Origin of the sequence: Runella aurantiaca (genome assembly GCF_003339505.1) — a bacterium.
Taxonomy (GTDB): domain Bacteria; phylum Bacteroidota; class Bacteroidia; order Cytophagales; family Spirosomataceae; genus Runella; species Runella aurantiaca.
On sequence record NZ_QPIW01000015.1, the window covers coordinates 35,661 to 58,385 of the forward strand.

The window sequence follows — 22,725 nt, forward strand, 5'->3', positions numbered from 1 at the left end:
GGGTAAAAATAGGAATTATTACGACAAATCTCGCCAAAAACTGATTTTTCGGTGTAAAAGACACTTTTTTATCAATAACATTTAAAGAGTTAACCGAGAAGATAAAACGGATTTTCAGCCTACAAAAACGTTCATTAATCCAAGCTGATTCACCGATTTTTGGCCGCTACATAATCCTCCCACGTGTCAATATCTGACAGCGTTTCTAGCAGACAATAACTCGCAGAATCAGGGTTATGTTGACTTGTTTGCGCTAAATCGGCGATGGTTTCTTGCAAGAGCGTGGGCTGACTCCATGATTTATTTTCAAACAAACTTTGATGCAAGTTTTTCATTCCCAATAAGTAATATCCTCCGTCGTCGGCACGGCCGATAACCACCTCATGGGTTTCTAATGCGACAAATGCCTTTGATAAATGCTCAGGCCGAATGGCCAAACAATCACTTCCTACAATAACGACACGGTCAGCGGTTTTCAATTCCGTTTCAAATGCCGCTTTCATTCGGTCGCCTAAATCACCGCTTTGACATTGTAGTTTCTTCTCAAAAAAAGAGCCATTCCACAAGTCATTGTCGTTGATAAAATCCCCGTAGTAAACACAAACCCGTTTTTGGGTAAACTCAACGGCCTCTTCCATCCATTCTTTCATGACATTTTTGGTATGTTGAAGCAACTCCACGTATACCTCTACGGCTTTTTCATTGCCTACACTAGCCGCCACCCGCGTCTTTACTTTACCTAAAATCGGGTTTTTAACAAAAACAATAACTGAGCAAATCATTCGTTTGGGTTGGATAGTTGAAAGAAAGATAGTAAGATTGATAAAAAAATAGAACAATTGAGCAGTTCATACGCATTTATGAAACATTTCCTTTGGATAGCCCTCATCCTGATCACCGCCACATCATACGCCCAAGACGTTGCCTTTAAGAAAATCATTGCCAATCAAAAAGTTGACCCCACGCTAGCTACCCTCACCGAAGCTGAACAAAGTGAGTCGGGGGTAGTACTCAAAAATCAACTTTTTATTGAATATACGTTTGATTCGCTGGGGCAGTTTTCCTGCATTCAGGGAATTTATAAGCGGATTCGTATCAATGACTCCAAAGCCATTGAAATGTACAACAAAATCATCCTTCCCGTTCCCAATACCAACGACCTTCTTTATCTGAAAGCCCGAAGTATCAGCAAAAACGGCACAATCAAGGAAGTCGGGCTGGAAGCCGTGAAAGAATTGGAAGAACAGGGCCGCGTGTATAAAATTCTGGCCGTTGAAGGCATCGAAGCGGGCGGAGAATTGGAGTACATCAGCCTGTTCAGACGTAACAGCACACTTTTTGGCTCCGAAATCCTGCAAAGCGATATTCCCGTTCGTACCTCTGAATTGAAAATCATTACACCTTCTTACCTACAATTTGAAGCCAAAGTGTACAATGCACCCGCTGCCATTGGAACAGACACCTTGAATGAAAAACGAACTACCACCGTTTTGGTTAATAATCTAAAACCCATTCACGAAGAAAAATACGCCAACATAAAGGCCAATTTGGTACGAGCCGATTATAAATTATCGTACAACCTCAGCCGAGGCGAAGAACGACTGTATACGTGGCAAAGTGCCGCCGAAACGTTTTTTGATTATTTAAGAACGGGCCTCAACGAGTCTAAAAAGGCCGTAGATGCGGTATTGGTCAAGGAAAAATTCAAAGGACTTCCGCCAGAAATTGCGATTAAGAAATTTGAAAATTATACCAAAACCAACATTGCAATCAAAGAAGAGGAAGATGCCGAAACGGCCTCCGCTATTTTACAAAAACAATACGCATCCAAAGCGGGCATGATGCGCCTGTACATCACGGCGTTGGAATCGCTCAATATTCCGTATGAGATTGTCGTAGGAACCAGTCGTGCCAGTGCAGTTTTTGACAAAGAATTTGACTCTTGGAGTTTTTTGGATGAATATTTACTCTATTTCCCCACCACAAAAAAGTTTCTCGACCCTGGCAGTCCTATTCTACGGTACGGCATGATTGACCAATTTATGGAAGGAAACTACGCGCTCTTTATCAAAAAGAAAAAAGCGGGCACCGAAACAATTCCCGAAGGAGAAATTCGGCTGATTCCTTTTTCCACAATCGCCGACAACCACGATGACTTGGCCATGGAAGTATCTTTTTCTCCCACTATGGATCAGGTTCAGGGGAAAGTAACTCGCCAAATGACGGGGCATCAGGCGGCACAATTGCGTCCTTACTATCATTTTGTAAAAGCCGAAGAAGAGCGCAAAAGCCTCACCAATGAAATCATCAAATCGACACTCAAGCCCGATGTAACTTACACCAACGTCCAAATCAAAAACACCAATCTCAACAGCGACGAAGTATTTAAACCGTTTATTTTATCTACCGATATGGTACTTAAAAGCGTTTTGGAACGCGCTGGTAAAAAGTATTTATTTAAAGTAGGCGAGTTGATTGGGCCACAGGTTGAAATGTACAACGAAGGCGCCCGTCAGTTTTCGATTGATATGGGCAATGCCCACTCTTACAAACGTGTGATGAAGATTCGGATTCCGGAAGGTTATAAAGTAAGCGGCTTAGAAAGCCTAAAACGTTCTATTACCGATGGAAAGACCGAGCCCATCATGGGTTTTGTGTCTGATTATAAGATGGAAGGAAATTTATTGACCGTTACGATTGATGAGTACTATAAGCAGGTTTTACAACCACTTGAAACGTATGATGTTTTCCAAAAAATCATCAATGCTGCGGCCGATTTCAACAAAGTGACGCTCTTATTAGAGAAAAAATAAAAGAATCATCCAGAATCTATAACTTTGTTTTCTAATCACACCAGCGCAATTCTGGGCGATTTTGGGCCTAAACATTCACTTTTCCATCGCTTACAATGAACTTGAAATTTTTTGTCTTACTGCTCATTTCGGGGTCTGTTTTCATGGGTTGTGCATCTTCCAAACCTGTACGCTCCACCACCGTTGATGCTTACAGCAATTACGACGAGGATTTATCCGCAGTAAGGCCAAAATACAAAGAATCAGCCCCTGTCGAAACGGCCAAAAAACCCGAAGTAAAACGGGTTTTGTCGGACCAGCCACTGCACGTAAATCGTAAATTGGATGCCGTGGTGGACACGATCGCTTCCAAAAACCGTGCCATTCGTTTTGCTTCGGGGTATCGTATCCAAATTTATGTGGGTAATACACGCAAAGAAGCCGACGATGCGCGCTTGTTTACCTATCAAACTTTCCCAGAATTAAACCCCTACTTGGTCTACAGTCAACCCACTTATCGCGTCAGAATTGGCGATTTTATGACGCGTTTGGAAGCAGAACGCTATCTGCAACAGGTACGCAGCCGTTACGAGAGTGCGGTCATTTTGGCTGAAAAGATTGATTTAAAGAAAAGTTTAATGGTAAAATAGCTAAGTTTGCTGTTTCGTTGTTCAATAATTCTATATGAGAAAACGCGCACTAATTACAGGGATTACGGGTCAAGATGGTGCTTATCTGGCCGAATTTTTACTACAAAAGGGATACGAAGTACACGGTATCAAGCGCCGGAGTTCTTTATTTAATACCCAGCGGATTGACCACCTTTATGCCGACCCGCACGAAACTGACGTTCGTCTTTTTCTTCACTACGGCGACCTTTCTGATTCTACCAATATCATTCGCTTGATTCAGGAAATTCAGCCCGATGAGATTTATAACCTTGGGGCACAGTCGCACGTTCGGGTGAGTTTTGAAGAACCAGAATACACCGCTCAAGTGGATGGATTAGGTACTATGCGTATTTTGGAGGCCGTTCGTTTGCTGGGTATGACGCAAAAAACGCGTATTTATCAGGCTTCTACCTCTGAACTATACGGTTTGGTACAAGCCGTTCCGCAGTCAGAAACCACTCCTTTTTACCCACGTTCTCCGTATGCCGTTGCTAAGTTGTACGGATATTGGATAACGGTCAATTACCGCGAAGCCTACAACATGTACGCCGTCAACGGGATTTTATTTAACCACGAATCGCCTTTGCGCGGTGAGACGTTCGTTACCCGTAAAATCACCCGTGCCGTAGCCCGGATTGCATTGGGCCTACAAGAAAAAGTGTTTTTGGGGAATCTAGACGCGCAGCGCGACTGGGGCCACGCCAAAGACTATATAGAAGCCATGTGGCTGATGCTTCAGCAGGAGACGCCCGAGGATTTTGTAATTGCCACGGGAGTCACAACGCGCATCCGCGATTTTGTGCGTATGGCGTTTGACGAAGTAGGCATTGAACTTGAGTTTGTGGGCGAAGGCGTTGACGAAAAAGCAATTGTTTCTAAATGCAACAACCCCGATTATCAACTGCCGATTGGAAAAGAAGTAGTGGGGATTGACCCGCGTTATTTCCGTCCTACCGAAGTGGAGTTGCTCATTGGCGACCCCACCAAGGCAAATACAAAATTAGGCTGGATTCCTAAATATGATTTGCCTGCTTTGGTGAAAGAAATGGTTGAAGCAGACTTAGATATATTCAAACGCGACCAGATTCTGGAACGCGAAGGGCACCGTCCGTTGAATTATTTTGAATAAACGGACTGGGCTTTTGGGAAACAGTTCACAGTTAGGAAAACCTCTGGCTGTGAACTGTTTTTATTTTAAACAATCTCTTGCATCCGCTGCCTCGCAGCTTCATAAATCACCATTCCCGCCGCTACCGATACATTCAGCGACGCAACTTTCCCTTTCATCGGAATTTTGATATTCATATTCGACCGGCGAATCAGTTCAGGTGAAACCCCATCTTCTTCTGAGCCCATGATGATGGCCGTGGGGGTTGTGAAATCGACATTGGTCAAAATCTGGGCGGCTTTTTCGGTACAGGCAATGACCTGCACTCCACTGTCTTGTAGATACTGTACGGTGTCCATCAAATTATTTTCACGACAAACAGGCAAGTGACTCAGCGCGCCCGAGGAAGTTTTGATGGCATCGCTATTGATTTGAGCCGCCCCACGCATCGGAACGACAATTGCATGAACGCCCATGCACTCTGCCGAACGGGCAATCGCGCCGAAATTGCGCACATCCGTAATTCGGTCTAGCATTAATAACAATGGCACTTCGCCTTTTTCAAAAATGCTCGCCAATATATTATGCAGCGATACATAACGGATAGCCGATACAAAGGCAATAACGCCCTGATGATTTTTGCGCGTAATCTGGTTCAACTTTTCCATCGGAACGCGCTGAACAGGGATACCACGCTCAATGGCCATTTCGAGAATATCGGCAAAACTTTGCTCCCGAAACACAATTATTTTGTCAATTTCCTGTCCTGCCTTTAGTGCTTCAATCACCGGCTGAGTACCGAAAACCAGTTCTTTCTCCCGCGTTTTATCGACGGGTTTTGTGGTATGAATTGTCCTTTTTTTAGGATATTCGTTTCTTTCAAATGCCATTTTATTAACTTTTTTTAGCAATCACCATCGCCATTCCGGGGATGGTAAAATATCGAATCGTTTTATATATTTTCAATCCTGCGGCCCGTTGCCAGGCCTGAATTTCCTGCACCGTCCAATTTCCAGACGTGCTGGTCAGCCCAAAAAATAGACTGCTTGAACTACCCACTAATTCGGGCGTACTATCCAGAGCAGGACGGATAAATTCATTGACAATAAAAATGCCGTCTTTGCGCAAACTACGTGCTACCCGCGCGGTTAACTCCTGATTTTGCGCCTCCGTAAAATGGTGAGCCACGTTTGACAAAAGAACGGCATCGAACTGATTTTCTCCCAAATCATCCATCAACGCGTTTCCTGCCTGATATGTAATTCGATTCTGAACATCAGCGGGAAGCGATGACTTCTCAATGGCTTCGGGCAAATCCAGAATGACTGCTTCCAGATTAGGCAATTTACGACAAAGAGTAGCGGCATATTGACCGTTGGCTCCGCCAATATCCAGTAAACGCGTGGCTTTTTTAGAAATCGGCACTCTTTTCTCAAACTCCCTTACTTCCGACTTGGCCACCGATTGCATAGCGTCTTGATAGAGCTGCCATTGTTTTTCATCAAATACCTCATGCGACTCCATTCCTTGCCCAGTGCGAAGGTAATTCCCTAAATTGCTCACCCAATCCCAGGCAACACGATTGTTGTAAACCGCAATGGCATGTACCGAATGTGGACTTTGGGATACAATCCATTTTTGGGCCATTGTTGTTAACCGAAATTGGTCATTCTCAAACGACAAATATTCCATCGACACCAACAATGTCAGCAATTGTGCCGTAGGGCGCGGGTGTAAATGACAGGCTTCAGCAATCGTCTCCGATGTATTTTTTCCCTGATAAATGGCGTCAAAAACTCCTGCATCTGCCGCTTCCATCACGGCTTTGGCCATGATAAAATACATCTGAACATGCAACAGCGGAATGGGCACCTGATTGGTTTTCAGGGCCAACCATTCCAACGGATTTTCGGGAGCGACGCGGAGTTGCATATAATACCAGTTGGCAGTAAACAGTTTTCACGGGGCCGCCCGTGCGGTGAGCAGAAAAATTGTTTTTCAGCAAAAAACCCGTCCGAATAAATTCAGACGGGTTTATGCCAAGTTTCTTCTGTAAAAATGCTTATGCTTCGGCCAGTTCAGGCAATTCAATGTGAACGAATGACTTGTTGTCACGTCCGCGAGAGAATTTCACTGTACCGTTTGCCAATGCAAACAACGTATAGTCACGGCCAACACCTACGTTGCGGCCTGGGTGGTATTTAGTACCACGCTGACGCACGATGATGTTACCGGCTGTAGCAGGCTGGCCACCGTAGATTTTAACGCCAAGGCGTTTACTTTCCGATTCACGACCGTTTTTCGAACTACCTACACCTTTCTTGTGTGCCATTTCTTTGGGTATTTTAAAATTTTAAGATGCGATTAATTAAGGAATTAGCCGACGATTGCGTCAATTTTCACTTTCGTTAATGACTGACGGTGACCGTTTTTCTTCACGTAGCCTTTGCGACGTTTTTTCTTGAAAACAATCACTTTTTCACCCTTAAGGTGCTCAACGATTGTGGCTTTTACACTGGCACCGGTTACCGTCGGTGCGCCAATGCTGATGGTTCCTTCGTTATCCACCAACAATACTTTTTCAAATACGAGCGCAGCGTCCACATCTCCTTCCAAACGATTGGTAAAGATTTGTTGGCCCTCTTCAACTTTAAATTGCTGTCCCGCGATTTCTACGATTGCGTACATGTTATTTTCGATTAAAACAGTTTTTTCCAAAAATGGAGTGCAAAAATAGCGGTTTCGAGAAAAATTACCAAGCTATTTCTAAAAAAAATCGGGTCATCCCGCACATTTCTCCCGATTTATCTTAAAACCTGACACTCAGGGCAATAATACGTGGTGCGCCCCCCTACTTGCATGTGTTCAATTTCTACTTTATCGCACGGGCAGCGTTTGTGACGCAGCGCGTCTTCGTAAGGAGATACGTCCCATTCGCGGGAGTGAATCAGGAAATGTTGGGGAAAACGTCCGTAGTTGGCTTCGTGCTCAATGGCCGTTTCGAGTACGTACCGCGTAGCACTGAAAATACGTCCGATTTCATTGTCATTCAATTGGTTACTCAACATTTCAGGATGAATTTTCGCCTGAAATAGTACCTCGTCCACAATCCAGTTGCCAATGCCCGCCACCGTACTTTGATCCAGCAAAACGGGTTTGATAAAACTCTTGCGTTTTCTGATGTTGTACGTCAATTCCTCTAAACTTATATCAAGCGCGTCGGGTGCGATTTTCTTCTTTTTAAGATAAGCATCTACGCCTTCTACCAATCCGATGCGTTCAAATTTGCGCGGACAGATAAACCCCAAATTAAACCCTGACTTAAAAATAAACAGAATCCGCGCATGGCGCGGTCGGTCGAGCGACGAATGATAATACTCCAAATCGCCCGTCATGCCAAAGTGCATGTGAAGCGTACTGCCGCCGTTGGTATGAATAAAGAGATTTTTTCCGACACGTTTGGTACTGACAAAGGTCTGGCCAATAAGCGTTTCGGTAAGCGTAGCGTAATCGGTGGTGAGGAGTTTTCGGTCTTCTACATCGATGGCCTCGATGGGCTGGTGAAGACAGGTGGCTTCAAAATAGCGTCGATAGGTTTCAACTTCGGGAAGTTCGGGCATGGCATAACGGTCAATAAGTATTGATAGCTATCAAACTCAAAATTCCGCCATTTTGATTAAGATATCCAATTCTTTTTCATCTAAGGAATCCTTCTCGCTTTTGTCATAGACTGAAAGAAGATACAGTACATCATTGACAATCTTGACGCAGGTAATGGTTAGATTAGTGCTATTACTCTACTAAAGCAGTACAGGTTCGTACTGAATGTTTGAATGCACGGCATTTGCTGTTGTAAGAGTTGGCCTAATTGGCCTAATATGACATAGAGCGAGGAGATTATTAAATTCTATGAGGTTGCTAAACACTCATCACACACTATCGTTACGTTAGTGGAATAGAAACACTATCATTGGCGTTTCTAATCATAAACAGGCACAGTATCTTCCATTTATCTTCATTTTTTTTCATTCTTCCCTTTAGAAATATTTTAGCCCTATTACCAGAAAAAACAGCATTAAAAGTTATTGTATCTTTTTCTATATTTAGGAAATTACTTATTACAACATTACTTGCTCTGAACGTTCCAATTTGCTTTGATAAACCTTCATTGTTTGTTACTATTTCATGAAGCTGTTCATCTAGATCAGGGGTATTATATCCGCCAATTGTGTTAATAGTTAACTCTATTATAACAATAACAGCTATAACAAATCCGAGAATTATAAGAGTGTTTCTTTTTGTCATTTTGATTCCGGTTTTTGGAAGCAATACTCATCCGAACCTTATAGCAATTTTTACCAAGCGGCGAACCTTGGAACGGGTTTTGATTCAATTCTTCTCGCAGTAAAATCAAATTTTGCTTAATGGAAGGATATTTCTTAGCCAGCTTTTTAAGTTGCTTGCCAAAATGCTCGGAAGCAACAATTTTAAAGCTCATCAATCAGTTCATCTAAATTCTTCAATTGTTTCTTTCCCTGCTGATGTTCTTCCACTTCTTCCAATGCCGATTTCAGCCCCTCGACCCATTCCACTTGTTCAGGCGTCGGCACAAACTCTTTTACGGTTTTTGTTTTTTCAATTTTTACAAAACTGAAGGCTTTAATCACCTTGATAAAAAAGGTGTATTCACGGTCGGGGACACTCAACGTTATTTGTTTCATAATGACCGGTTTTAGGGTTGCTGATTTCCCAATTACTGCTTATTCGATCACTTTAGGCACTCTGAAATAGGTTCCATCCTGTGAGGGGGCATTGTAGAGGCCCTGCTCTCGGGGCAGGTGATCTCCAACCACATCTTCACGCATGACGTTGATTTCGGAAGAGATGTGCGTCAGGGGGGCTACGTTGTCCGTGTCCAGTTCATTGAGGTGCTCCATCCATGACAATACATTTTCCAGACTTTGGAGTAAGGGCGCTTCTTCTTCGGGGGTGATTTCCAAACGTGCCAAGTTGGCAATCTTGTGAAGGGTGGCTTTGTCGATTTGCATTGCTTAATTTTTTTACAAAATTAGGATTTTATCCACAATTTGGGTGGATAAGTGTTAAATTCCACCAAAAACTGCAACCTTTCTTTCTCTTTTGCATTACAGGTTCAAATCGTTTTGCGTTTGAAAGCTACCTCCTCCGACTTTAAAGAATTTGATACAAACGACCCGCAGGTCTTTGGGAAAATTTACGACGTATTCTATCCAAAGATTTTTGGGTATGCTTTTCGGCGCGTAGGAGACTATGACATTGCGAGGGATGTAGCAGCCGAAACGTTTTTAAAAGCCTTTTTGAATATAAAAAAATACCGGTTTGAGGGGCATTCCATTTCGGCGTGGCTATACAAAATCGCCACCAACGAAATCAATCTCTTTTTCAGAAGTCAAAAATACCGACCAGATTTGTTTGGACAACTTTCGGAGGAGATGCTTTCTGACCGTGAATTGATGGCTGTTTTTGAAAAAGAAAGGATGGACACCGAACGCCAAATGGAAGAATATGAGGCTTTTACGGAAGTACAAAAACACCTTAAAACCCTGCCTGTCAAATACCAGGAAGTGATTGCACTGAAATACTTTGAAGAAAAAACGCTCTTGGAAATCAGTGCCATTTTGGACAAACCCGAAGGAACCGTAAAATCCCTACTATCGCGCGGTTTGGAACAATTACGCCAAAAATTTGAGTAACCAGTCAACCGTATAAGTATTGAAAATTGACTATGGAAAATCAAGACGATTTTGAAAAAAGATTACAGAACCTAAAAAAACCTGAAGTAATGACTCAGCATCAAGAGTATTTGAAACTCCCGCTTCTCAACGCCCATAAATCAGCCGCCATTGGTTGGTGGCTGGTGGCTTTGCCGTCTTTCTTTTTGGCTTGCGTGGTCATGAAATATGTTTTTAAGGTAGATTTACATTTTATCGATACCGTCTTTGCCACCCTCTCCGTTTTTGACCGCGCTCATGGATGGTGGTTTTCACCGATGCTTTTCCTGTTTTTTCCCTTGGTTGCCGCAGGAATGAATCTACTTTCGCTCTTAAAAATCATCTACGACAAGGAGCAAAATGAAATTTCTATTACCATCAAAGTACGTTTCTGGAATTTATTCCTGATTGCTCTCGGATTTGGCATCGCCTTATTCCTAGGATTTTATGTCATTACTGAAAACATGATGGAAAAAAACATCCATCGTCTTGACACTCCTCACATAGAAAAAACTAACTAAACGTAAAAATTATGCATTGGTTTGTTCGAAAAGGGCTCTTTTTTAAACCGTCTTCATTGGTTGGCTGGGGGCTACTGACATGCACACTCGCTTATTGTGTATTGGCATTTATCGAAGTTGATAAACATTCACATTCGGTGAGCGATACACTTATCAATTGGCTTTTTAGGGTCATTTTGGTGGGGTTAGTCTATTCCATTATCGCCTATTTTACATCACCCAAGGAGTAGTTTATGTCTGTTTGTACGGTGCGGATTAAGGAGTTTATTGTATTTTTGTAAATACGGCACGGCTACTTACATTTTCAGGCTTTTGTTACAAAAAAACTTGGAAACTTTAAACCCACCGGTATCAACAAACGACTTTTCCATGAATAATAAATACGATAAAAACCTCGGTACCAAACAAAAAGCCCTTCGTATCAATTTAGACCGACGTATTTATGGCTCTTTTGCCGAAATCGGCGCAGGGCAGGATACTGCAGCCAATTTTTTTAAAGCAGGCGGCGCTTCAGGGACCATCGCTAAGACCATGTCGGCCTATGACATGAAATTCAGTGATGAAATCTACGGCCCTGAGCCCAGTGGCCGCTACGTGGTTGAATCGCGATTGATGAAAATGATTCAACACGAATACGACCTTGTGGAGCAACGACTCGCCGAAAAACGCGGTGCCGACAGTTTATTTTTTGCCTTTGCCAATACCGTTGTTGCCCTCAATTACCAGAAAAGCAATGAAGGTCACGGCTGGCTCGGCCTGCGATTCCAACTTACTCCCCGTGCCCCCTACAACGATGTGGTTATCCACATTAAAATGCTCGATAACGACAGCATTCTGCAACAGCAGGCCTTGGGAATCATCGGCGTCAATTTGATTTATGGCTGTTTTTTTTACCATAAATCACCCGAAACCCTTTTGATTTCTTTGATGGACGACCTCAGTCCTGATCGTATCCAAATCGACATGATTCGTACTCAGGGCCCTGATTTTCAAAAAGTTGACAATCGGCTCATGAGTCTTTACCTCGTCAAACACGGGTTTACTGAAGTAGCCATGTTTGGCCCTGACGGCCACGTTTTACAACCGTCGGAAGCACTTTACAAGAAAAATATCCTGCTCTTGCGCGGACGCCTGCGGCCCATCACCAATGTACACGTAGATATGTTGCGCAACGGCCTCAAGCAGTTCAAGGCAGAACCCGACGTGGACGACAAAAAAGTAGTTATGGTAGCCGAACTTACGCTTCACAACCTGCGCGGAGGCGAGCAAGACATCAACGAAAAAGACTTTTTGGACCGTGTGGATATTCTGATTTCGTTGGGACAAACCGTTATGATTTCAAACTACCACGAATACCACCGTTTGGTGGCTTTTCTAGCAAAAACAACCCGCCTCAAAATCGGACTGGTGTTGGGGATTCCTAATTTAGAATACATTTTTGAAGAAAGTTACTACCAAAAACTGCCAGGCGGAATTTTGGAGTCGTTTTCGACTTTATTCAGCCGAAATGTCAAACTCTTTGTTTATCCAACTTTCAAAGATGGAAGGCTTTCGACCTGTCAAAACTTTGCGTTGCCTACCAATCTCCAGCCCCTTTTTAACTTCCTACTTTGCAACGATAAAATCGAAGACATTCGTGATTTCGATGAAGATAATCTCCGAATCTCCACCGACAGTGTGTTAGAACTTATCAAACGGGGCGAACCCGGCTGGGAAGATAAAGTCCCCGTCGAAGTCGCTCAAATGATTAAGGACAAATGTTTGTTTGGATTCCCCTGCGTGGTATTTGAACCAAAACAAGCAGCACACATCCATCAGGCAGTGGGGAATTTATAAGAGATTGTCTTAACTTTGCGGGTCAATCGGAAGAAGTATGTATCATAAATTCATTATTAGTTGTTTCGTAGCGACTTGGACGAGTCTGGGGCTGTGGTTAGGGAATGAAAATATCGGCCAATTTAAGTCCACTCAAAACGCCTGGCGTGCAGATACGATTCGCAAAGACACGCTTAAGCCTACGCTCATTGGCTTGCAGCGTGATACTACTTTCAGGCCAGATACGGTGATTAAAACCGAGGTTCGTATCAGCGACCTCTCCTACCTATCGGTTTGTCCGGGCAGCCCCATTCTGATTCCTTTTACAACCACAGGAACTTTTAAAGAAGATAATAAATTCATCGTCCAAATAACCAATGCTTCGGGTAAGTTTGTCAACCTTTCTGAACCAGCCAAAGAAGGGCCTGTTGCAGTCACTTTGCCCTCTAACCGCTCAGGAAGTGTATTGGTTAGGGTCGTATCCACCAATCCTGAAATTGTGGGTAAACCAACAAGATTAACGATTTTGCCCTTGCCTCACGCCCGCATGGAACTGATTGACGGCAGTACAAATACCAAAATCGGCCCAGGACAAGCCGCCTCTTACCGCGTGATGCTCACGGGCGCTGCCCCTTGGTCATTTACCGTTTCTGACGGTACTACGGTCACTAATACGTTAGTGAATCCATTTACGGCGCAAGTGGCTCCCGAGCAAACGAGTTCTTTTAAAGTAACAAGCGTCAATAATACCTGCGGAAGCGGTACCACCTCAGGCGAAGTCGTGGTTCAGGTAAGTCAGGATACACTCCCGGTCATTGCCCTCAAAGCCATTCCTCGCGTCGGTTTTAGGCTTTGTACCGCCACACCTTTTCAAATTAATTTCAGTGCAACAGGAAAATACGAGGCGGGCAACGGTTTTATCGTTCAATTGAGCGATACGACTGGGCAAAATTTTAAGAATATTTCGGAGTTGATTCCGCAAAGTCCCATCATGGCCAAAACACCCACAGGCTTAGAGCCAGGGATTTATAAACTGCGCGTTGTTTCGACCTTTCCGACCATCATGAGCGACACTGTCGACGTGGCTATTTCGGCTCCGGCCAAAACAGTTTTACGCCCTGATACCCTTCAAATCGCCGAAGGGGAGTCTACCAACTTAACCCTAGATTTTAGCGGTGGTGGACCTTGGTTTGTTTTGCTTTCGGATGGAACCTACCAAAATGACATTCGGACCACCCCCTATACCGTAAAAGTATCCCCCCTTAATCCCACGGCATACACAATCACCTCAGCTGGTGGATTTTGCGGCGTGGGCGATTTGTCGGGGACGGCGTTTGTGAACGTAAAAATACCACCGCCAACGATTGCCACTGGGAATTTATCAGATAAAACAATTTGTTCAGGCACCGAAATTACGGTTCCTTTCAGTACTACTGGTCGTTTCAACAACGCCAATAAATTTTTGGTACAAATCAAAGATACCAGCGGGCGTTGGGTGTATTTGCCTACCATCGGTGGCACCAGTTCACTGCGGGCTAAGATTCTACCGCCCTACCTGAAAGACACACTTTCAACACAACAAGTACGGGTTATTTCTACCGACCCACTCATTGAAGGAACCCCAACCACGCTTCAAGTGATGATGCCTAATGCCGCCCAAGCCCTCGTGACCGGCGGAGCCGTGATTCGTCCGGGTGGTGCGGCACGCCTGCGCGTATCGTTCAAAAATGGACTTCCACCTTGGTCATTTGTGCTTTCTGACGGCACCACCATCAACGGAACCTTTATCAATCCGTACCAACTCACGGTAAATCCCCGCACCACAACCGAGTATAAAGTTGTGATGGTAAACAATACTTGTGGCACTGGAACCACGGATACAGTACCAGCGGTTATTCGGGTGGAAACAAACTAAGAAGGCAATTATTTCTGCGTTTTTTTGCGATAATCACCGCGAGAAAACGTCTTTTCAATGAAGCAATACATCAAAATAAAGAAATAGCGACTGCCCATTTCTTTGATTTTCAGCTTTGACTCCCCGTATTTTCGGTTGGTCCAGCTATTGGGGACGATTGCGAATGAGTAGCCTCGTACAATCGTTTTAAGCGGTAGTTCAACCGTCAGGTTAAAGTGAGCCGAAAGAAAGGGTTTCAGTCCTTCCATCGTTTCTCTTTTATAAAGCTTAAAAGCATTGGTTGTATCGTTGTATTTCACCCCCATTATCACCCGAATGATAAAATTGGCCATCCGGTTGATGACTTTTTTTACCATTGGATAATCGTACACTTTACCTCCTTTGCCCCAGCGGGTTCCGAATACGGCGTCGTAGTTTCCCTCAACCATTTTTTTATAAAACTTCACCAAATCTTCGGGGTCGTCTGATAAGTCGGCCATAAAGACCGCCACACAATCGCCTGAAAAGCGTTCTAGGCCATAGCGCACCGCATAACCAAACCCATTTGGGCCGAGATTCGTTTCGTAAACCAACGTAGGGATTTCTTTTGACAAATTTGCCAAAACCTCCAACGTATTATCTTTAGAGTTATCATTTGTCACCCAAATCTCATGGGGTACAGCATGTTTAGACAAAGCTGCGTACAGAGTCTGCAACGTTTGTGGTAAAGATTCCTGTTCGTTATAGGCGGGAATGACAACGCTAAGCTTCATTTAGTGGCGGAATGACCGGGCTGCCGGTGCGATTAGGTAGTTGTTAAATTAATGACGGTGAGGGCAAAATTGGTTTGTTTTGCTTTAATTTCCAATTTCTTCTATTAACTGGTCGTATTTTCGGAGCGTTTGCTGCACGGTATCATTGTATTTATATGACAGCCATTCATTGACATTGGCAAACATTTGACGGCGATTACGCAGAAAATAAGCATTGGTTACAGCATGGACGTTACTTAAACCACCTCGGTGTTTTCTATAGTTACCCATCACTTCTGGAATATACCCGATGCCGCCCCGCGCCGCCAATTGAATCACTAACGCCCAATCGCCAGCGGCGGCCCGATGGTGCCAATCCGCAAACTCTTCTTCCCGAAAAAAATTGCGATACATCAGACTGGCAGTACCTACAAACCAACGGTCTTCCAATAAATCTTCAATATCCGAAATCAACTTTTGTGTTTTGGGGTTAAATGAATGACTTTCCGAGCCATCCTCATAAATTACCTCCAAATCGTGGTGACAAATGGCAAAATCGGGGTGAGATTCCAGAAAATCAACCTGTTTTTGAAGTTTAAACGGGTCGGTCCAGTAGTCATCTCCTTCGCAAAGCGCCACGTATTGACCCTGACAGGCTTTTAACAAAAAAAGAACGTTGTTACGCCCTCCAAATTCTTTGGGTGTTTTAGGGCCTAAATTTTGGGGATGAAGATAGGCCCGAATTTTATCGGGAAAACGCTGGGCATATTCTTCAATAATAGTGGGGGCTGTGTCGGTCGATGCATCATCGCCGATAACAATCTCAAACGCAAAGTCGGTTTGCTGCATGAGCGCACCTTCAAGCATCTGAGCAATGTACTTTTCGTGGTTGTAGGTGGGAACGCAGACGCTTACTTTCATCGAGATGATTCTTTCAAACGGTGGGGCAACAGCGCAAAAAAGCTATACACTTGCAACAGCCACTTGGGCAAAATATAGTCACGAATGGTCTCTTTTGTGGTCTCTTTATCGGGTTTTCCTAAGTATAGGTATTTTAACGCCAATCCAGCCCGTTGGAAATACCGTTTTTGGTATTGGCGAGCATCCAACAACATACGATAATAGCGGGCAATGTTTCGTTTGAGCAACGCATCGTATTGGCGACCAAGTTCTTTGTTGATTCCTTCATACATCCGAATACGATTGTATAAAAATCGAGCATCCTGATAATGATCCCTAAAACTAGCCCCGCCCCGGTTTTTACGATACACGGACATAACGCCTGGCACATAGCCAATTGGACCCTGTTTTGCTAAAATCACGTAGCGTGGAATATCACCACTGGTCGATTGCAAAAACCATTCAGGATAGTGCATAAGCCCGTTTTTAAACATCACGGCAGAGGTGGCCATAAACCAAATTTCATCCTCCCCCACGAGGTCTTCCACGGTGATAACGGCTTTCTGATCGGGCGGATTCAACACATGAGACGAGCTTCCATCTTCGTAGGTAATCAACGCATTGTGAAAACAGGCCGAAAAATCGGGGTGTGCTTCCATAAAATCCACCTGCTTTTGAAGCTTCGAAGCGTCGGTCCAGTAATCGTCGCCGTCCATGGGCGCAATGTAGCGCCCTTTGGCCAATTTGAGGGTTTCTATGGTATTGAAAAGGCCGTTTTGACCCAAATTTTTGGAGTGCAAAACAGCCTTTACTTTGTTCGGATATTTGTCTTCATATGCTTGAATCACTTCTTGCGCACCATCTGTTGAGCAATCGTCGCCCACTAAAATTTCAAAATCGAAATCAGTTTGCTGAGCAAGGGCACTATCGATGGCCTTACCGATGAAATTCTTTTGGTTGTACGTAAGAATTGCGACGCTTACTTTCATTGTACTGCTGAGGCTGGTGAAGACGCAAAAACGGTTTCCAATTGTTCCACTGACGGGAAGTTGGGCGTGACCAATTCAGCTTCTGGTTTGTAAATATAAGCCATCGGGTACCCTCTTTCAATAAAAGTAGGCTCAGCTAAATTATTGAAACGTAGTTGTACCGACCAACGAATATTGCGGGTAATATTATTTCCCGACTGGTGTACCAGAAAAGCCGAGAAAATCAACAAATCTCCTACCTGAAACTCGGTCTGTACAAAATCCTCGTCTTTCAAGTCTGCCGTAATTCCTCCCTGATAGCCCGAGGTGCTTGATTCCAACAATCCCGTTTTATGACTGCGGGGAATCACCTGTAATGCACCCAAATCGGCGCCAGCATCCACCATCGGAAACCAAATAACAGTGCTATCTAGTGAGCCTTGGCCCGTTCTCCAGTCTTGGTGGGCGTCGAGTTTCCAGTGTTTGCTACCATCTTTTGACAAAAAACGACTGTTGAATTGCATGGCTGGACGTGCTCCGATAACGGGTTGTTCAATCCCCACTTCTTTCAGCAAATCACTAATTTTTTCGCTGACCGCAAAACGGTGAAGCGACAAGCTGTGTTGAACCGTCACACCTGTATTGCGAAAAGCTTGGAAGTCTTTTTCAAAAAACTCAAACATTGCACTTTCAAACTCATCACGATTATCGATATCAACCACACGACCCGTTACACGCTTGATTTGAACAGCAAATATTTCACGCGCCTCACGGTAAATATTTTCTACCACGCTCTTGTCTAAGAAATTACGAAGGAGTAAAAAACCCTCCTGGCGAAACTGCTCTGCTAATGTTGCCATTTTACTTATTTGTTTGGTTTAAAACCCAATTCTAACACACAACTCCTTTTGAAAGAATGACATTGGTCAAAAATCAAAAGGTAAAATTACAACAATCGTTCCAATCCTTTATTCTTCCCATACCGCGTACCCAAACCCCGCCGCACCAAAGCCATTACCATTGTAAAGCAAGTACTTTTTGCCATTATGGGTATAGTAATTTGCATAATCAATCATCTGATAATCAAAATCTTCTGGATTTTCAGATTTATGAATACCGACTAAATTATCCTTCCGTTCCCAATGCTCTCCATCGACCGACTCGGCGTATCCGAGGCGATAACTTTGATTGCGATCAATACGATAATCGCGAGTATGACGGTACGAGTAGTACATTTTATAGATTCCGTCTTCTTTAAAAACGCTCGGACGCCCTACTGCGTGTAAAAAATCGTCAAAATCTAGTGTAGGCACATCGCTGATTTTCCAGTGAATACCATCAGTCGACGTTGCTGACTGCCCCCGATAATAAGGCTCTGGATAGCCGTGTATGTACTCACATTTGTGCCCCGAAATGTACCACATCCGCCACGTGCCATCGTCTTCACGAATGACTGACGGTTGAGCTGCCCACAACGGATTCTCAATGCTGCGGTCCATGATAGGGCCTCTGAACATTTTGGTAAAGGAAAGCCCTCCGTCATGGCTTACGGCCAATCCCATCGAAAGCCGGTAGGAGTTCCAAGTACGGTTCCAACCCGTGTAATATAGCCAAATATCACCGTTGGGCATATCGACAAACCACGCGGGCATCGCCCCTGTTTCATCGTATTCTCCTGGACCGCCAAGCTCCAGTACTGGCCGGTCATGGATGTATAATATCTTGGTAGGGTCGTCGTAATCAACATCAATAAAGGTTGGACGCGAATACCCATTATCATCGCGGGAGGAAAAATAAACCCGTAAGAAATCGGGGTGCTTATATGCAAACGGTACCTGTGCGTGCGAGCGACTGTGCGCCAATGAGCCATCAGGCTTATAAATTACTCCTTTTTTTTGCCACATAGTTTATCGGTATTTGTCGTGCTAAAAGCCCCTAAAATCTAACTGACACGATTCTTAGAAGGCTCTTTCGGGCTGACAAAACATTTATTTTGAACTTCCTTCCGCGCGAATACGCCAGTTGTCGACAAAATCCTTGCCAGGAATCGGCAACTCAACGTCAATTTCGGGCGCTTTGGCCGCTACGGTGTATTCCATCACGTAGAAGCAATTCCCGAAAATGTAATGAAGCTTGAAATTTTCAACGGTCGCCGGCAAATCTTCGTAGGGTATTTCTGCCCTGAAGAGTGGGTTAGCTTTCCAAAGAATCTCATACGTGGGTTCTTTACGCAGCCATGGAGCCATGCTTTCATCTCCGATAACCACCTTACCTCCTACTTTCACCACGCGCGTAAGTTCAGCAAACGCTTTTTTACGCTCCGAGAAAGTGTTGATACCGCCAAAGTGAAATACCGAGTCAAAGGTTCCGTCGGCAAAGGGCAGATAAGAGCCATTGCCTAGAAAAAAATGAACATCTACGTCTTTTGGTTGCAGTTTTTGCGTAGCCAAACGCAACATATTGGGCGACAAATCTGACAATACCGCCGTACCGCCGGGGCTAATTTGGTCGATAATCAAAGCCGAATCTTTGCCCGTTCCCGCTCCTACTTCTAGCACAGTTTGCCCAGGTTTAAGCCCCATCAAACCAATCATAAACTCACGCGTAGCGGCTTCGTCGGAGTGATTGAGGGTTTCAAACACCCACGATACACCACGGTCATAGCGCTGATAGGCTTGGTCGTATAGGTACTGCTCGCGGGCGTCGTCTTCAAACAATTCGCGCGGATGAACCATATCTACAATTCCCGAATCCAATACTGGATAAATGGTGCCATCGGGAGCGGTAAGAGATAAGCCATTGTCGGCTACTTTCAGCGGTTCTCCTGTTTTTGGGGAAACCAGCGATTCGAGAAATTGATTATGTGTCATTATGTATTACTATTCAAGATTCAAAATTAGCGTAACTTTCATAAAGTTAGCGCATAAGTAAGTGGCTAACATTTTCAAATTTATTGTTCGGTATTCCGTAAGTAGACGCGTGTATTTTCTACCTCTCCTACGAAACGATAGTTCTTTCTTATAAAATCGTTTAATTCAGCAAATGCCTCATGCGCTTGCGTGGAGCGGTCATTGAGCCATAAACTGTTTCCAACTGCATCCACAAACACTTTGGGATGATTTTTTTTCAGGTCATCCAAATAACGCTGGTAATATTTTTGGCGCAACGGGTGCGGATAAATAGACCGCTCGGAGTGATTCTCGGCCGTTCCCTGCGGCATTTGGGTTTCGACATGGTAGCGACACATCCAACCCCAAACCACCAAACGGTCTGTGGGCTGAGCGTATTTAAGAATTAGCTTAGAAACAGCACTCACTGGCACTCGATGGTCATTTCCCGAAACATACGCATTGAGTGGACGATGCTGAATAGCTTTCAAACCAAAACTCACAAGAAATGGAATCAATACCACCAAAGCAGCTACTGGAACAAGTGAACCATTTTTGGAACTTTTGTAAATGAATAATGCTCCTAAAAGCGCCAATGGGTAAATACAGAGATTAAGATAATGGACAAAGTCATTACCCGTTTTTGTGGCCGCATACAGCGCCGCTACCAACCACAATACAACAAACGCTCCTATTTGATTGGAAACAGAAAGTCGTTTGTCTTTTTGAAAAAAACTAAGCACGCAAAGCAGTCCTAAACTTCCTAGATATAATAAGAAGTCGGTACTTTTCGCAAAAAAGGCGGGTAATCGAAAAATGGCATCAACCAATGAGCTACCTCCCGCGTAGATGAGGTTTCCAAGCACGTAATAATCCCACAAATCATCCAACACCCCCAATAATCTGGCCAATGCAACAATAAAAACGGGCACAGTCAAACCACCCGCCACCAAGACTAGCACAGACTTCAAAAAGTGTTTATGTTGATAAAGGCTTATCACCGCCCAAAGGCCAATTACAACCACCTGCGGCACTACCTGTATCTTGGCAAAAGGGTTCAATCCCAGTACTACTCCCAGCAAAAAAATGCCTACAAAACCGTTTGAGCGAGCAACGTTTATTTTTGAAACGCTCCACAACGCAACATTCAACAAAAAAAGCGGCAATTGTTCACTCGAATAATGTACAAAATCAGGGTCTTGGGTAAACGCAAGAAAAAACAAGGGGGGCAGAAGACTCAACTGAGCCGTGGGTGCATCAAAAAAGTTTTTGACACTTTGATAGAAAAACCACAAACTCCCAATGACCCAGACCAAACCCAACAACCGAATAGCCGTATAATCAAAACCCAGCCCCAAAAAGGCAGGAAGCAAAAGCATATAGTTATTGATAGGCCCAATCGTCGTTCCATCCACTGACTCCCAATAGGTTGGATATTGGCTTAGGGTAATGGCATGAGCAATAATCTGACTCTCATCTGGATTGATTTCCTGATTGAAAAGCAGGATAGGCAAACGTACAAATACCACCAGAACGGCACTGAGAATCAGTAGTAATGTAGGAAAAAAGGGGATATTCTTTCGAAGAAAAAAAAGCAATACGACTCCAGCGGCCAATGCATAGCCCAGTGCAAAATAAACTACAGGGAAATCATCGAAGCTTATCACTTACTGTTTTTTACCAAGTTATGACTCGTATTAATTCGTTTACAATTCTTCCACTTTTTCAATAAAATCACGGTATTGAAGTACGGGGATGAATTGCTGTTGGGTACGGTATTGAAGTACCATAAAAACTAAAAACAATGAAATCAGAAAAGATTGCAGCACCACAATCAGCAACGCCGAACTCAGCGTAGACGCCCACCCCGGCGTGGCATGGTCCATCCATTTCAAAAATAATACCACAAAAATGATGAACAGCGCAACCAAGGACATTCCAATGGAAAATATCAATATCCGGACCGCCGCTACATCAATCAAAACTGATACCGTACTCAATCCGTGCAACACCAGCGACACAAAATTCATTTTGCTTTCGCCAGCCAAGCGTTTTCCTCGCTCGGTGGGTATTGCTTCGTACGGAATCCGGGAGCGAATGATACCGCCCGGAAAATTATTCCAGATTTCGGAAACGCGCACCAAGTTTTGTAGGCGACGCTGTGGGATAAGGGAAAAATTACCAAACGTAATCACTTTCCCAGTCAATTGCCTGAAAATGAACTTATAAATACCGTAAAAAAATCGAAAAAGAAAACTTTCCTGCCGCTTGGTCCGCTGAGCAAAAATGACTTTGTCGGGCCATTTTTCAGAAGCCGTTACCAGAGCATTAATATCCTTGGGTGCGTCTTCGCCATCGGCATCCATGACAATGACCTTCTCGCAGGGTAGCTCTTTGGCAATATACGACAACCCGATAGTAATGGCCCGCTGATGGCCTAGGTTACGGTACAGCCGCACGATTTGGACTTTTTGTCCAGCAAAAGGCGCTATTTTTTCCATTTCCTGACTCGAACAGTCATCCACTATAACCAAAGACGTAGCGGCCAGTGTGTCGGTCGCTACGTCTTGATTAATGCGCTCGATGAGCAGGTTTAGCGCCTCCCAATCGTTGTATTGTGGTATGAGTATGACGTATTTTGGGGTCATTTCTTTCGTTATCAGTTA

Annotated in this window: 25 protein-coding genes; 8 read left to right on the forward strand and 17 right to left on the reverse strand. The window is 44.0% G+C overall.

The genetic code is table 11. The annotated features are described in order from the left end of the window. Window positions 1–149 precede the first annotated feature (149 nt). Entirely contained in the window at window positions 150–782 is a 633-nt protein-coding gene (locus tag DVG78_RS17725) for a TIGR04282 family arsenosugar biosynthesis glycosyltransferase (RefSeq protein WP_114462392.1), read from the reverse strand. Between the two features lie 78 nt (window positions 783–860). Here DVG78_RS17725 and DVG78_RS17730 point away from each other — a divergent pair, with 78 nt between their 5' ends. The 3 genes from DVG78_RS17730 to gmd all read left to right on the forward strand — a co-directional run bounded on the left by DVG78_RS17730 (window position 861) and on the right by gmd (window position 4,592). After that, window positions 861–2,813 (forward strand): DUF3857 domain-containing protein, encoded by a 1,953-nt coding sequence (locus DVG78_RS17730; RefSeq protein WP_114462393.1) that lies wholly within the window; start codon window positions 861–863, stop codon window positions 2,811–2,813. A gap of 95 nt (window positions 2,814–2,908) precedes the next feature. Further along, the gene (locus tag DVG78_RS17735; RefSeq protein ID WP_114462394.1) at window positions 2,909–3,442 is read left to right on the forward strand and encodes an SPOR domain-containing protein; all 534 of its coding nucleotides are present in this window, start codon (window positions 2,909–2,911) and stop codon (window positions 3,440–3,442) included. A gap of 34 nt (window positions 3,443–3,476) precedes the next feature. Next, complete coding sequence (gmd, locus tag DVG78_RS17740) at window positions 3,477–4,592, forward strand: GDP-mannose 4,6-dehydratase (RefSeq protein ID WP_114462395.1); 1,116 nt, start codon at window positions 3,477–3,479, stop codon at window positions 4,590–4,592. Between the two features lie 65 nt (window positions 4,593–4,657). On the opposite strand, the gene rlmB is transcribed toward gmd, so the two are convergent. From rlmB to gatC, 8 genes are all read right to left on the reverse strand, one after another. Next, a complete protein-coding gene (gene rlmB / locus DVG78_RS17745; RefSeq protein ID WP_199563271.1) occupies window positions 4,658–5,461 on the reverse strand; it encodes a 23S rRNA (guanosine(2251)-2'-O)-methyltransferase RlmB in 804 nt (267 codons plus the stop codon). A gap of 4 nt (window positions 5,462–5,465) precedes the next feature. Beyond that, window positions 5,466–6,503 (reverse strand): methyltransferase, encoded by a 1,038-nt coding sequence (locus DVG78_RS17750; RefSeq protein ID WP_114462396.1) that lies wholly within the window; start codon window positions 6,501–6,503, stop codon window positions 5,466–5,468. Window positions 6,504–6,633: 130 nt separating this feature from the next. Continuing rightward, window positions 6,634–6,903 carry a 50S ribosomal protein L27 gene (gene rpmA / locus DVG78_RS17755; RefSeq protein ID WP_114068013.1) on the reverse strand — a complete coding sequence of 90 codons (270 nt, stop codon included), beginning with the start codon at window positions 6,901–6,903 and terminating at the stop codon, window positions 6,634–6,636. Between the two features lie 44 nt (window positions 6,904–6,947). After that, window positions 6,948–7,259 carry a 50S ribosomal protein L21 gene (gene rplU / locus DVG78_RS17760; protein ID WP_114070322.1) on the reverse strand — a complete coding sequence of 104 codons (312 nt, stop codon included), beginning with the start codon at window positions 7,257–7,259 and terminating at the stop codon, window positions 6,948–6,950. A gap of 116 nt (window positions 7,260–7,375) precedes the next feature. Next, window positions 7,376–8,191, reverse strand: coding sequence for an Fpg/Nei family DNA glycosylase (locus DVG78_RS17765; protein WP_114462397.1), 816 nt, complete (start codon window positions 8,189–8,191; stop codon window positions 7,376–7,378). A gap of 322 nt (window positions 8,192–8,513) precedes the next feature. Further along, window positions 8,514–8,876 carry a hypothetical protein gene (locus DVG78_RS17770; RefSeq protein ID WP_114462398.1) on the reverse strand — a complete coding sequence of 121 codons (363 nt, stop codon included), beginning with the start codon at window positions 8,874–8,876 and terminating at the stop codon, window positions 8,514–8,516. A gap of 182 nt (window positions 8,877–9,058) precedes the next feature. Then, on the reverse strand, window positions 9,059–9,292 hold the full coding sequence (locus tag DVG78_RS17775) for a hypothetical protein (protein WP_114462399.1): 234 nt from the start codon (window positions 9,290–9,292) through the stop codon (window positions 9,059–9,061). 39 nt (window positions 9,293–9,331) lie between these two features. After that, on the reverse strand, window positions 9,332–9,619 hold the full coding sequence (gatC, locus tag DVG78_RS17780; protein ID WP_114462400.1) for an Asp-tRNA(Asn)/Glu-tRNA(Gln) amidotransferase subunit GatC: 288 nt from the start codon (window positions 9,617–9,619) through the stop codon (window positions 9,332–9,334). 120 nt (window positions 9,620–9,739) lie between these two features. Here gatC and DVG78_RS17785 point away from each other — a divergent pair, with 120 nt between their 5' ends. From DVG78_RS17785 to DVG78_RS17800, 5 genes are all read left to right on the forward strand, one after another. Next, window positions 9,740–10,303, forward strand: coding sequence for an RNA polymerase sigma factor (locus tag DVG78_RS17785; RefSeq protein WP_158550046.1), 564 nt, complete (start codon window positions 9,740–9,742; stop codon window positions 10,301–10,303). Window positions 10,304–10,392: 89 nt separating this feature from the next. Further along, a complete protein-coding gene (locus tag DVG78_RS17790; RefSeq protein ID WP_147277110.1) occupies window positions 10,393–10,842 on the forward strand; it encodes a hypothetical protein in 450 nt (149 codons plus the stop codon). Between the two features lie 11 nt (window positions 10,843–10,853). Next, window positions 10,854–11,072: a hypothetical protein gene (locus DVG78_RS29915; protein WP_147277111.1), complete on the forward strand. Its 219-nt coding sequence runs from the start codon at window positions 10,854–10,856 to the stop codon at window positions 11,070–11,072. A gap of 139 nt (window positions 11,073–11,211) precedes the next feature. Beyond that, window positions 11,212–12,678 carry a TonB-dependent receptor gene (locus tag DVG78_RS17795; RefSeq protein ID WP_114462485.1) on the forward strand — a complete coding sequence of 489 codons (1,467 nt, stop codon included), beginning with the start codon at window positions 11,212–11,214 and terminating at the stop codon, window positions 12,676–12,678. Window positions 12,679–12,715: 37 nt separating this feature from the next. After that, complete coding sequence (locus tag DVG78_RS17800) at window positions 12,716–14,572, forward strand: hypothetical protein (protein WP_114462403.1); 1,857 nt, start codon at window positions 12,716–12,718, stop codon at window positions 14,570–14,572. Between the two features lie 8 nt (window positions 14,573–14,580). On the opposite strand, the gene DVG78_RS17805 is transcribed toward DVG78_RS17800, so the two are convergent. The 8 genes from DVG78_RS17805 to DVG78_RS17840 form a co-directional block, all read right to left on the reverse strand. Beyond that, the gene (locus tag DVG78_RS17805; RefSeq protein ID WP_114462404.1) at window positions 14,581–15,324 is read right to left on the reverse strand and encodes a glycosyltransferase family 2 protein; all 744 of its coding nucleotides are present in this window, start codon (window positions 15,322–15,324) and stop codon (window positions 14,581–14,583) included. A gap of 84 nt (window positions 15,325–15,408) precedes the next feature. Next, window positions 15,409–16,224 carry a glycosyltransferase gene (locus tag DVG78_RS17810; protein WP_114462405.1) on the reverse strand — a complete coding sequence of 272 codons (816 nt, stop codon included), beginning with the start codon at window positions 16,222–16,224 and terminating at the stop codon, window positions 15,409–15,411. Then, on the reverse strand, window positions 16,221–17,192 hold the full coding sequence (locus tag DVG78_RS17815) for a glycosyltransferase family 2 protein (protein ID WP_114462406.1): 972 nt from the start codon (window positions 17,190–17,192) through the stop codon (window positions 16,221–16,223). Before DVG78_RS17815 ends, DVG78_RS17810 begins: the two co-directional genes overlap by 4 nt. Continuing rightward, entirely contained in the window at window positions 17,189–18,031 is an 843-nt protein-coding gene (locus tag DVG78_RS17820; RefSeq protein ID WP_114462407.1) for a phytanoyl-CoA dioxygenase family protein, read from the reverse strand. The genes DVG78_RS17815 and DVG78_RS17820 overlap by 4 nt, the downstream gene beginning before the upstream one ends. Before the next feature lie 108 nt (window positions 18,032–18,139). Beyond that, entirely contained in the window at window positions 18,140–19,075 is a 936-nt protein-coding gene (locus DVG78_RS17825) for a hypothetical protein (protein ID WP_114462408.1), read from the reverse strand. Between the two features lie 84 nt (window positions 19,076–19,159). After that, on the reverse strand, window positions 19,160–20,041 hold the full coding sequence (locus DVG78_RS17830; protein WP_114462409.1) for a class I SAM-dependent methyltransferase: 882 nt from the start codon (window positions 20,039–20,041) through the stop codon (window positions 19,160–19,162). Window positions 20,042–20,121: 80 nt separating this feature from the next. After that, on the reverse strand, window positions 20,122–21,726 hold the full coding sequence (locus tag DVG78_RS17835; protein ID WP_147277112.1) for a hypothetical protein: 1,605 nt from the start codon (window positions 21,724–21,726) through the stop codon (window positions 20,122–20,124). Window positions 21,727–21,765: 39 nt separating this feature from the next. Continuing rightward, window positions 21,766–22,707 (reverse strand): glycosyltransferase, encoded by a 942-nt coding sequence (locus tag DVG78_RS17840; protein WP_114462411.1) that lies wholly within the window; start codon window positions 22,705–22,707, stop codon window positions 21,766–21,768. Window positions 22,708–22,725 lie beyond the last annotated feature (18 nt).

What these genes read in the sequence shown, in the direction of transcription:
- DVG78_RS17725 (WP_114462392.1), bottom strand. Translation starts at nt 782, where the DNA reads ATGATTTGCTCAGTTATTGTTTTTGTTAAAAACCCGATTTTAGGTAAA.
- DVG78_RS17730 (WP_114462393.1), top strand. Translation starts at nt 861, where the DNA reads ATGAAACATTTCCTTTGGATAGCCCTCATCCTGATCACCGCCACATCA.
- DVG78_RS17735 (WP_114462394.1), top strand. Translation starts at nt 2,909, where the DNA reads ATGAACTTGAAATTTTTTGTCTTACTGCTCATTTCGGGGTCTGTTTTC.
- gmd (WP_114462395.1), top strand. Translation starts at nt 3,477, where the DNA reads ATGAGAAAACGCGCACTAATTACAGGGATTACGGGTCAAGATGGTGCT.
- rlmB (WP_199563271.1), bottom strand. Translation starts at nt 5,461, where the DNA reads ATGGCATTTGAAAGAAACGAATATCCTAAAAAAAGGACAATTCATACC.
- DVG78_RS17750 (WP_114462396.1), bottom strand. Translation starts at nt 6,503, where the DNA reads ATGCAACTCCGCGTCGCTCCCGAAAATCCGTTGGAATGGTTGGCCCTG.
- rpmA (WP_114068013.1), bottom strand. Translation starts at nt 6,903, where the DNA reads ATGGCACACAAGAAAGGTGTAGGTAGTTCGAAAAACGGTCGTGAATCG.
- rplU (WP_114070322.1), bottom strand. Translation starts at nt 7,259, where the DNA reads ATGTACGCAATCGTAGAAATCGCGGGACAGCAATTTAAAGTTGAAGAG.
- DVG78_RS17765 (WP_114462397.1), bottom strand. Translation starts at nt 8,191, where the DNA reads ATGCCCGAACTTCCCGAAGTTGAAACCTATCGACGCTATTTTGAAGCC.
- DVG78_RS17770 (WP_114462398.1), bottom strand. Translation starts at nt 8,876, where the DNA reads ATGACAAAAAGAAACACTCTTATAATTCTCGGATTTGTTATAGCTGTT.
- DVG78_RS17775 (WP_114462399.1), bottom strand. Translation starts at nt 9,292, where the DNA reads ATGAAACAAATAACGTTGAGTGTCCCCGACCGTGAATACACCTTTTTT.
- gatC (WP_114462400.1), bottom strand. Translation starts at nt 9,619, where the DNA reads ATGCAAATCGACAAAGCCACCCTTCACAAGATTGCCAACTTGGCACGT.
- DVG78_RS17790 (WP_147277110.1), top strand. Translation starts at nt 10,393, where the DNA reads ATGACTCAGCATCAAGAGTATTTGAAACTCCCGCTTCTCAACGCCCAT.
- DVG78_RS29915 (WP_147277111.1), top strand. Translation starts at nt 10,854, where the DNA reads ATGCATTGGTTTGTTCGAAAAGGGCTCTTTTTTAAACCGTCTTCATTG.
- DVG78_RS17795 (WP_114462485.1), top strand. Translation starts at nt 11,212, where the DNA reads ATGAATAATAAATACGATAAAAACCTCGGTACCAAACAAAAAGCCCTT.
- DVG78_RS17800 (WP_114462403.1), top strand. Translation starts at nt 12,716, where the DNA reads ATGTATCATAAATTCATTATTAGTTGTTTCGTAGCGACTTGGACGAGT.
- DVG78_RS17805 (WP_114462404.1), bottom strand. Translation starts at nt 15,324, where the DNA reads ATGAAGCTTAGCGTTGTCATTCCCGCCTATAACGAACAGGAATCTTTA.
- DVG78_RS17810 (WP_114462405.1), bottom strand. Translation starts at nt 16,224, where the DNA reads ATGAAAGTAAGCGTCTGCGTTCCCACCTACAACCACGAAAAGTACATT.
- DVG78_RS17815 (WP_114462406.1), bottom strand. Translation starts at nt 17,192, where the DNA reads ATGAAAGTAAGCGTCGCAATTCTTACGTACAACCAAAAGAATTTCATC.
- DVG78_RS17820 (WP_114462407.1), bottom strand. Translation starts at nt 18,031, where the DNA reads ATGGCAACATTAGCAGAGCAGTTTCGCCAGGAGGGTTTTTTACTCCTT.
- DVG78_RS17825 (WP_114462408.1), bottom strand. Translation starts at nt 19,075, where the DNA reads ATGTGGCAAAAAAAAGGAGTAATTTATAAGCCTGATGGCTCATTGGCG.
- DVG78_RS17830 (WP_114462409.1), bottom strand. Translation starts at nt 20,041, where the DNA reads ATGACACATAATCAATTTCTCGAATCGCTGGTTTCCCCAAAAACAGGA.
- DVG78_RS17840 (WP_114462411.1), bottom strand. Translation starts at nt 22,707, where the DNA reads ATGACCCCAAAATACGTCATACTCATACCACAATACAACGATTGGGAG.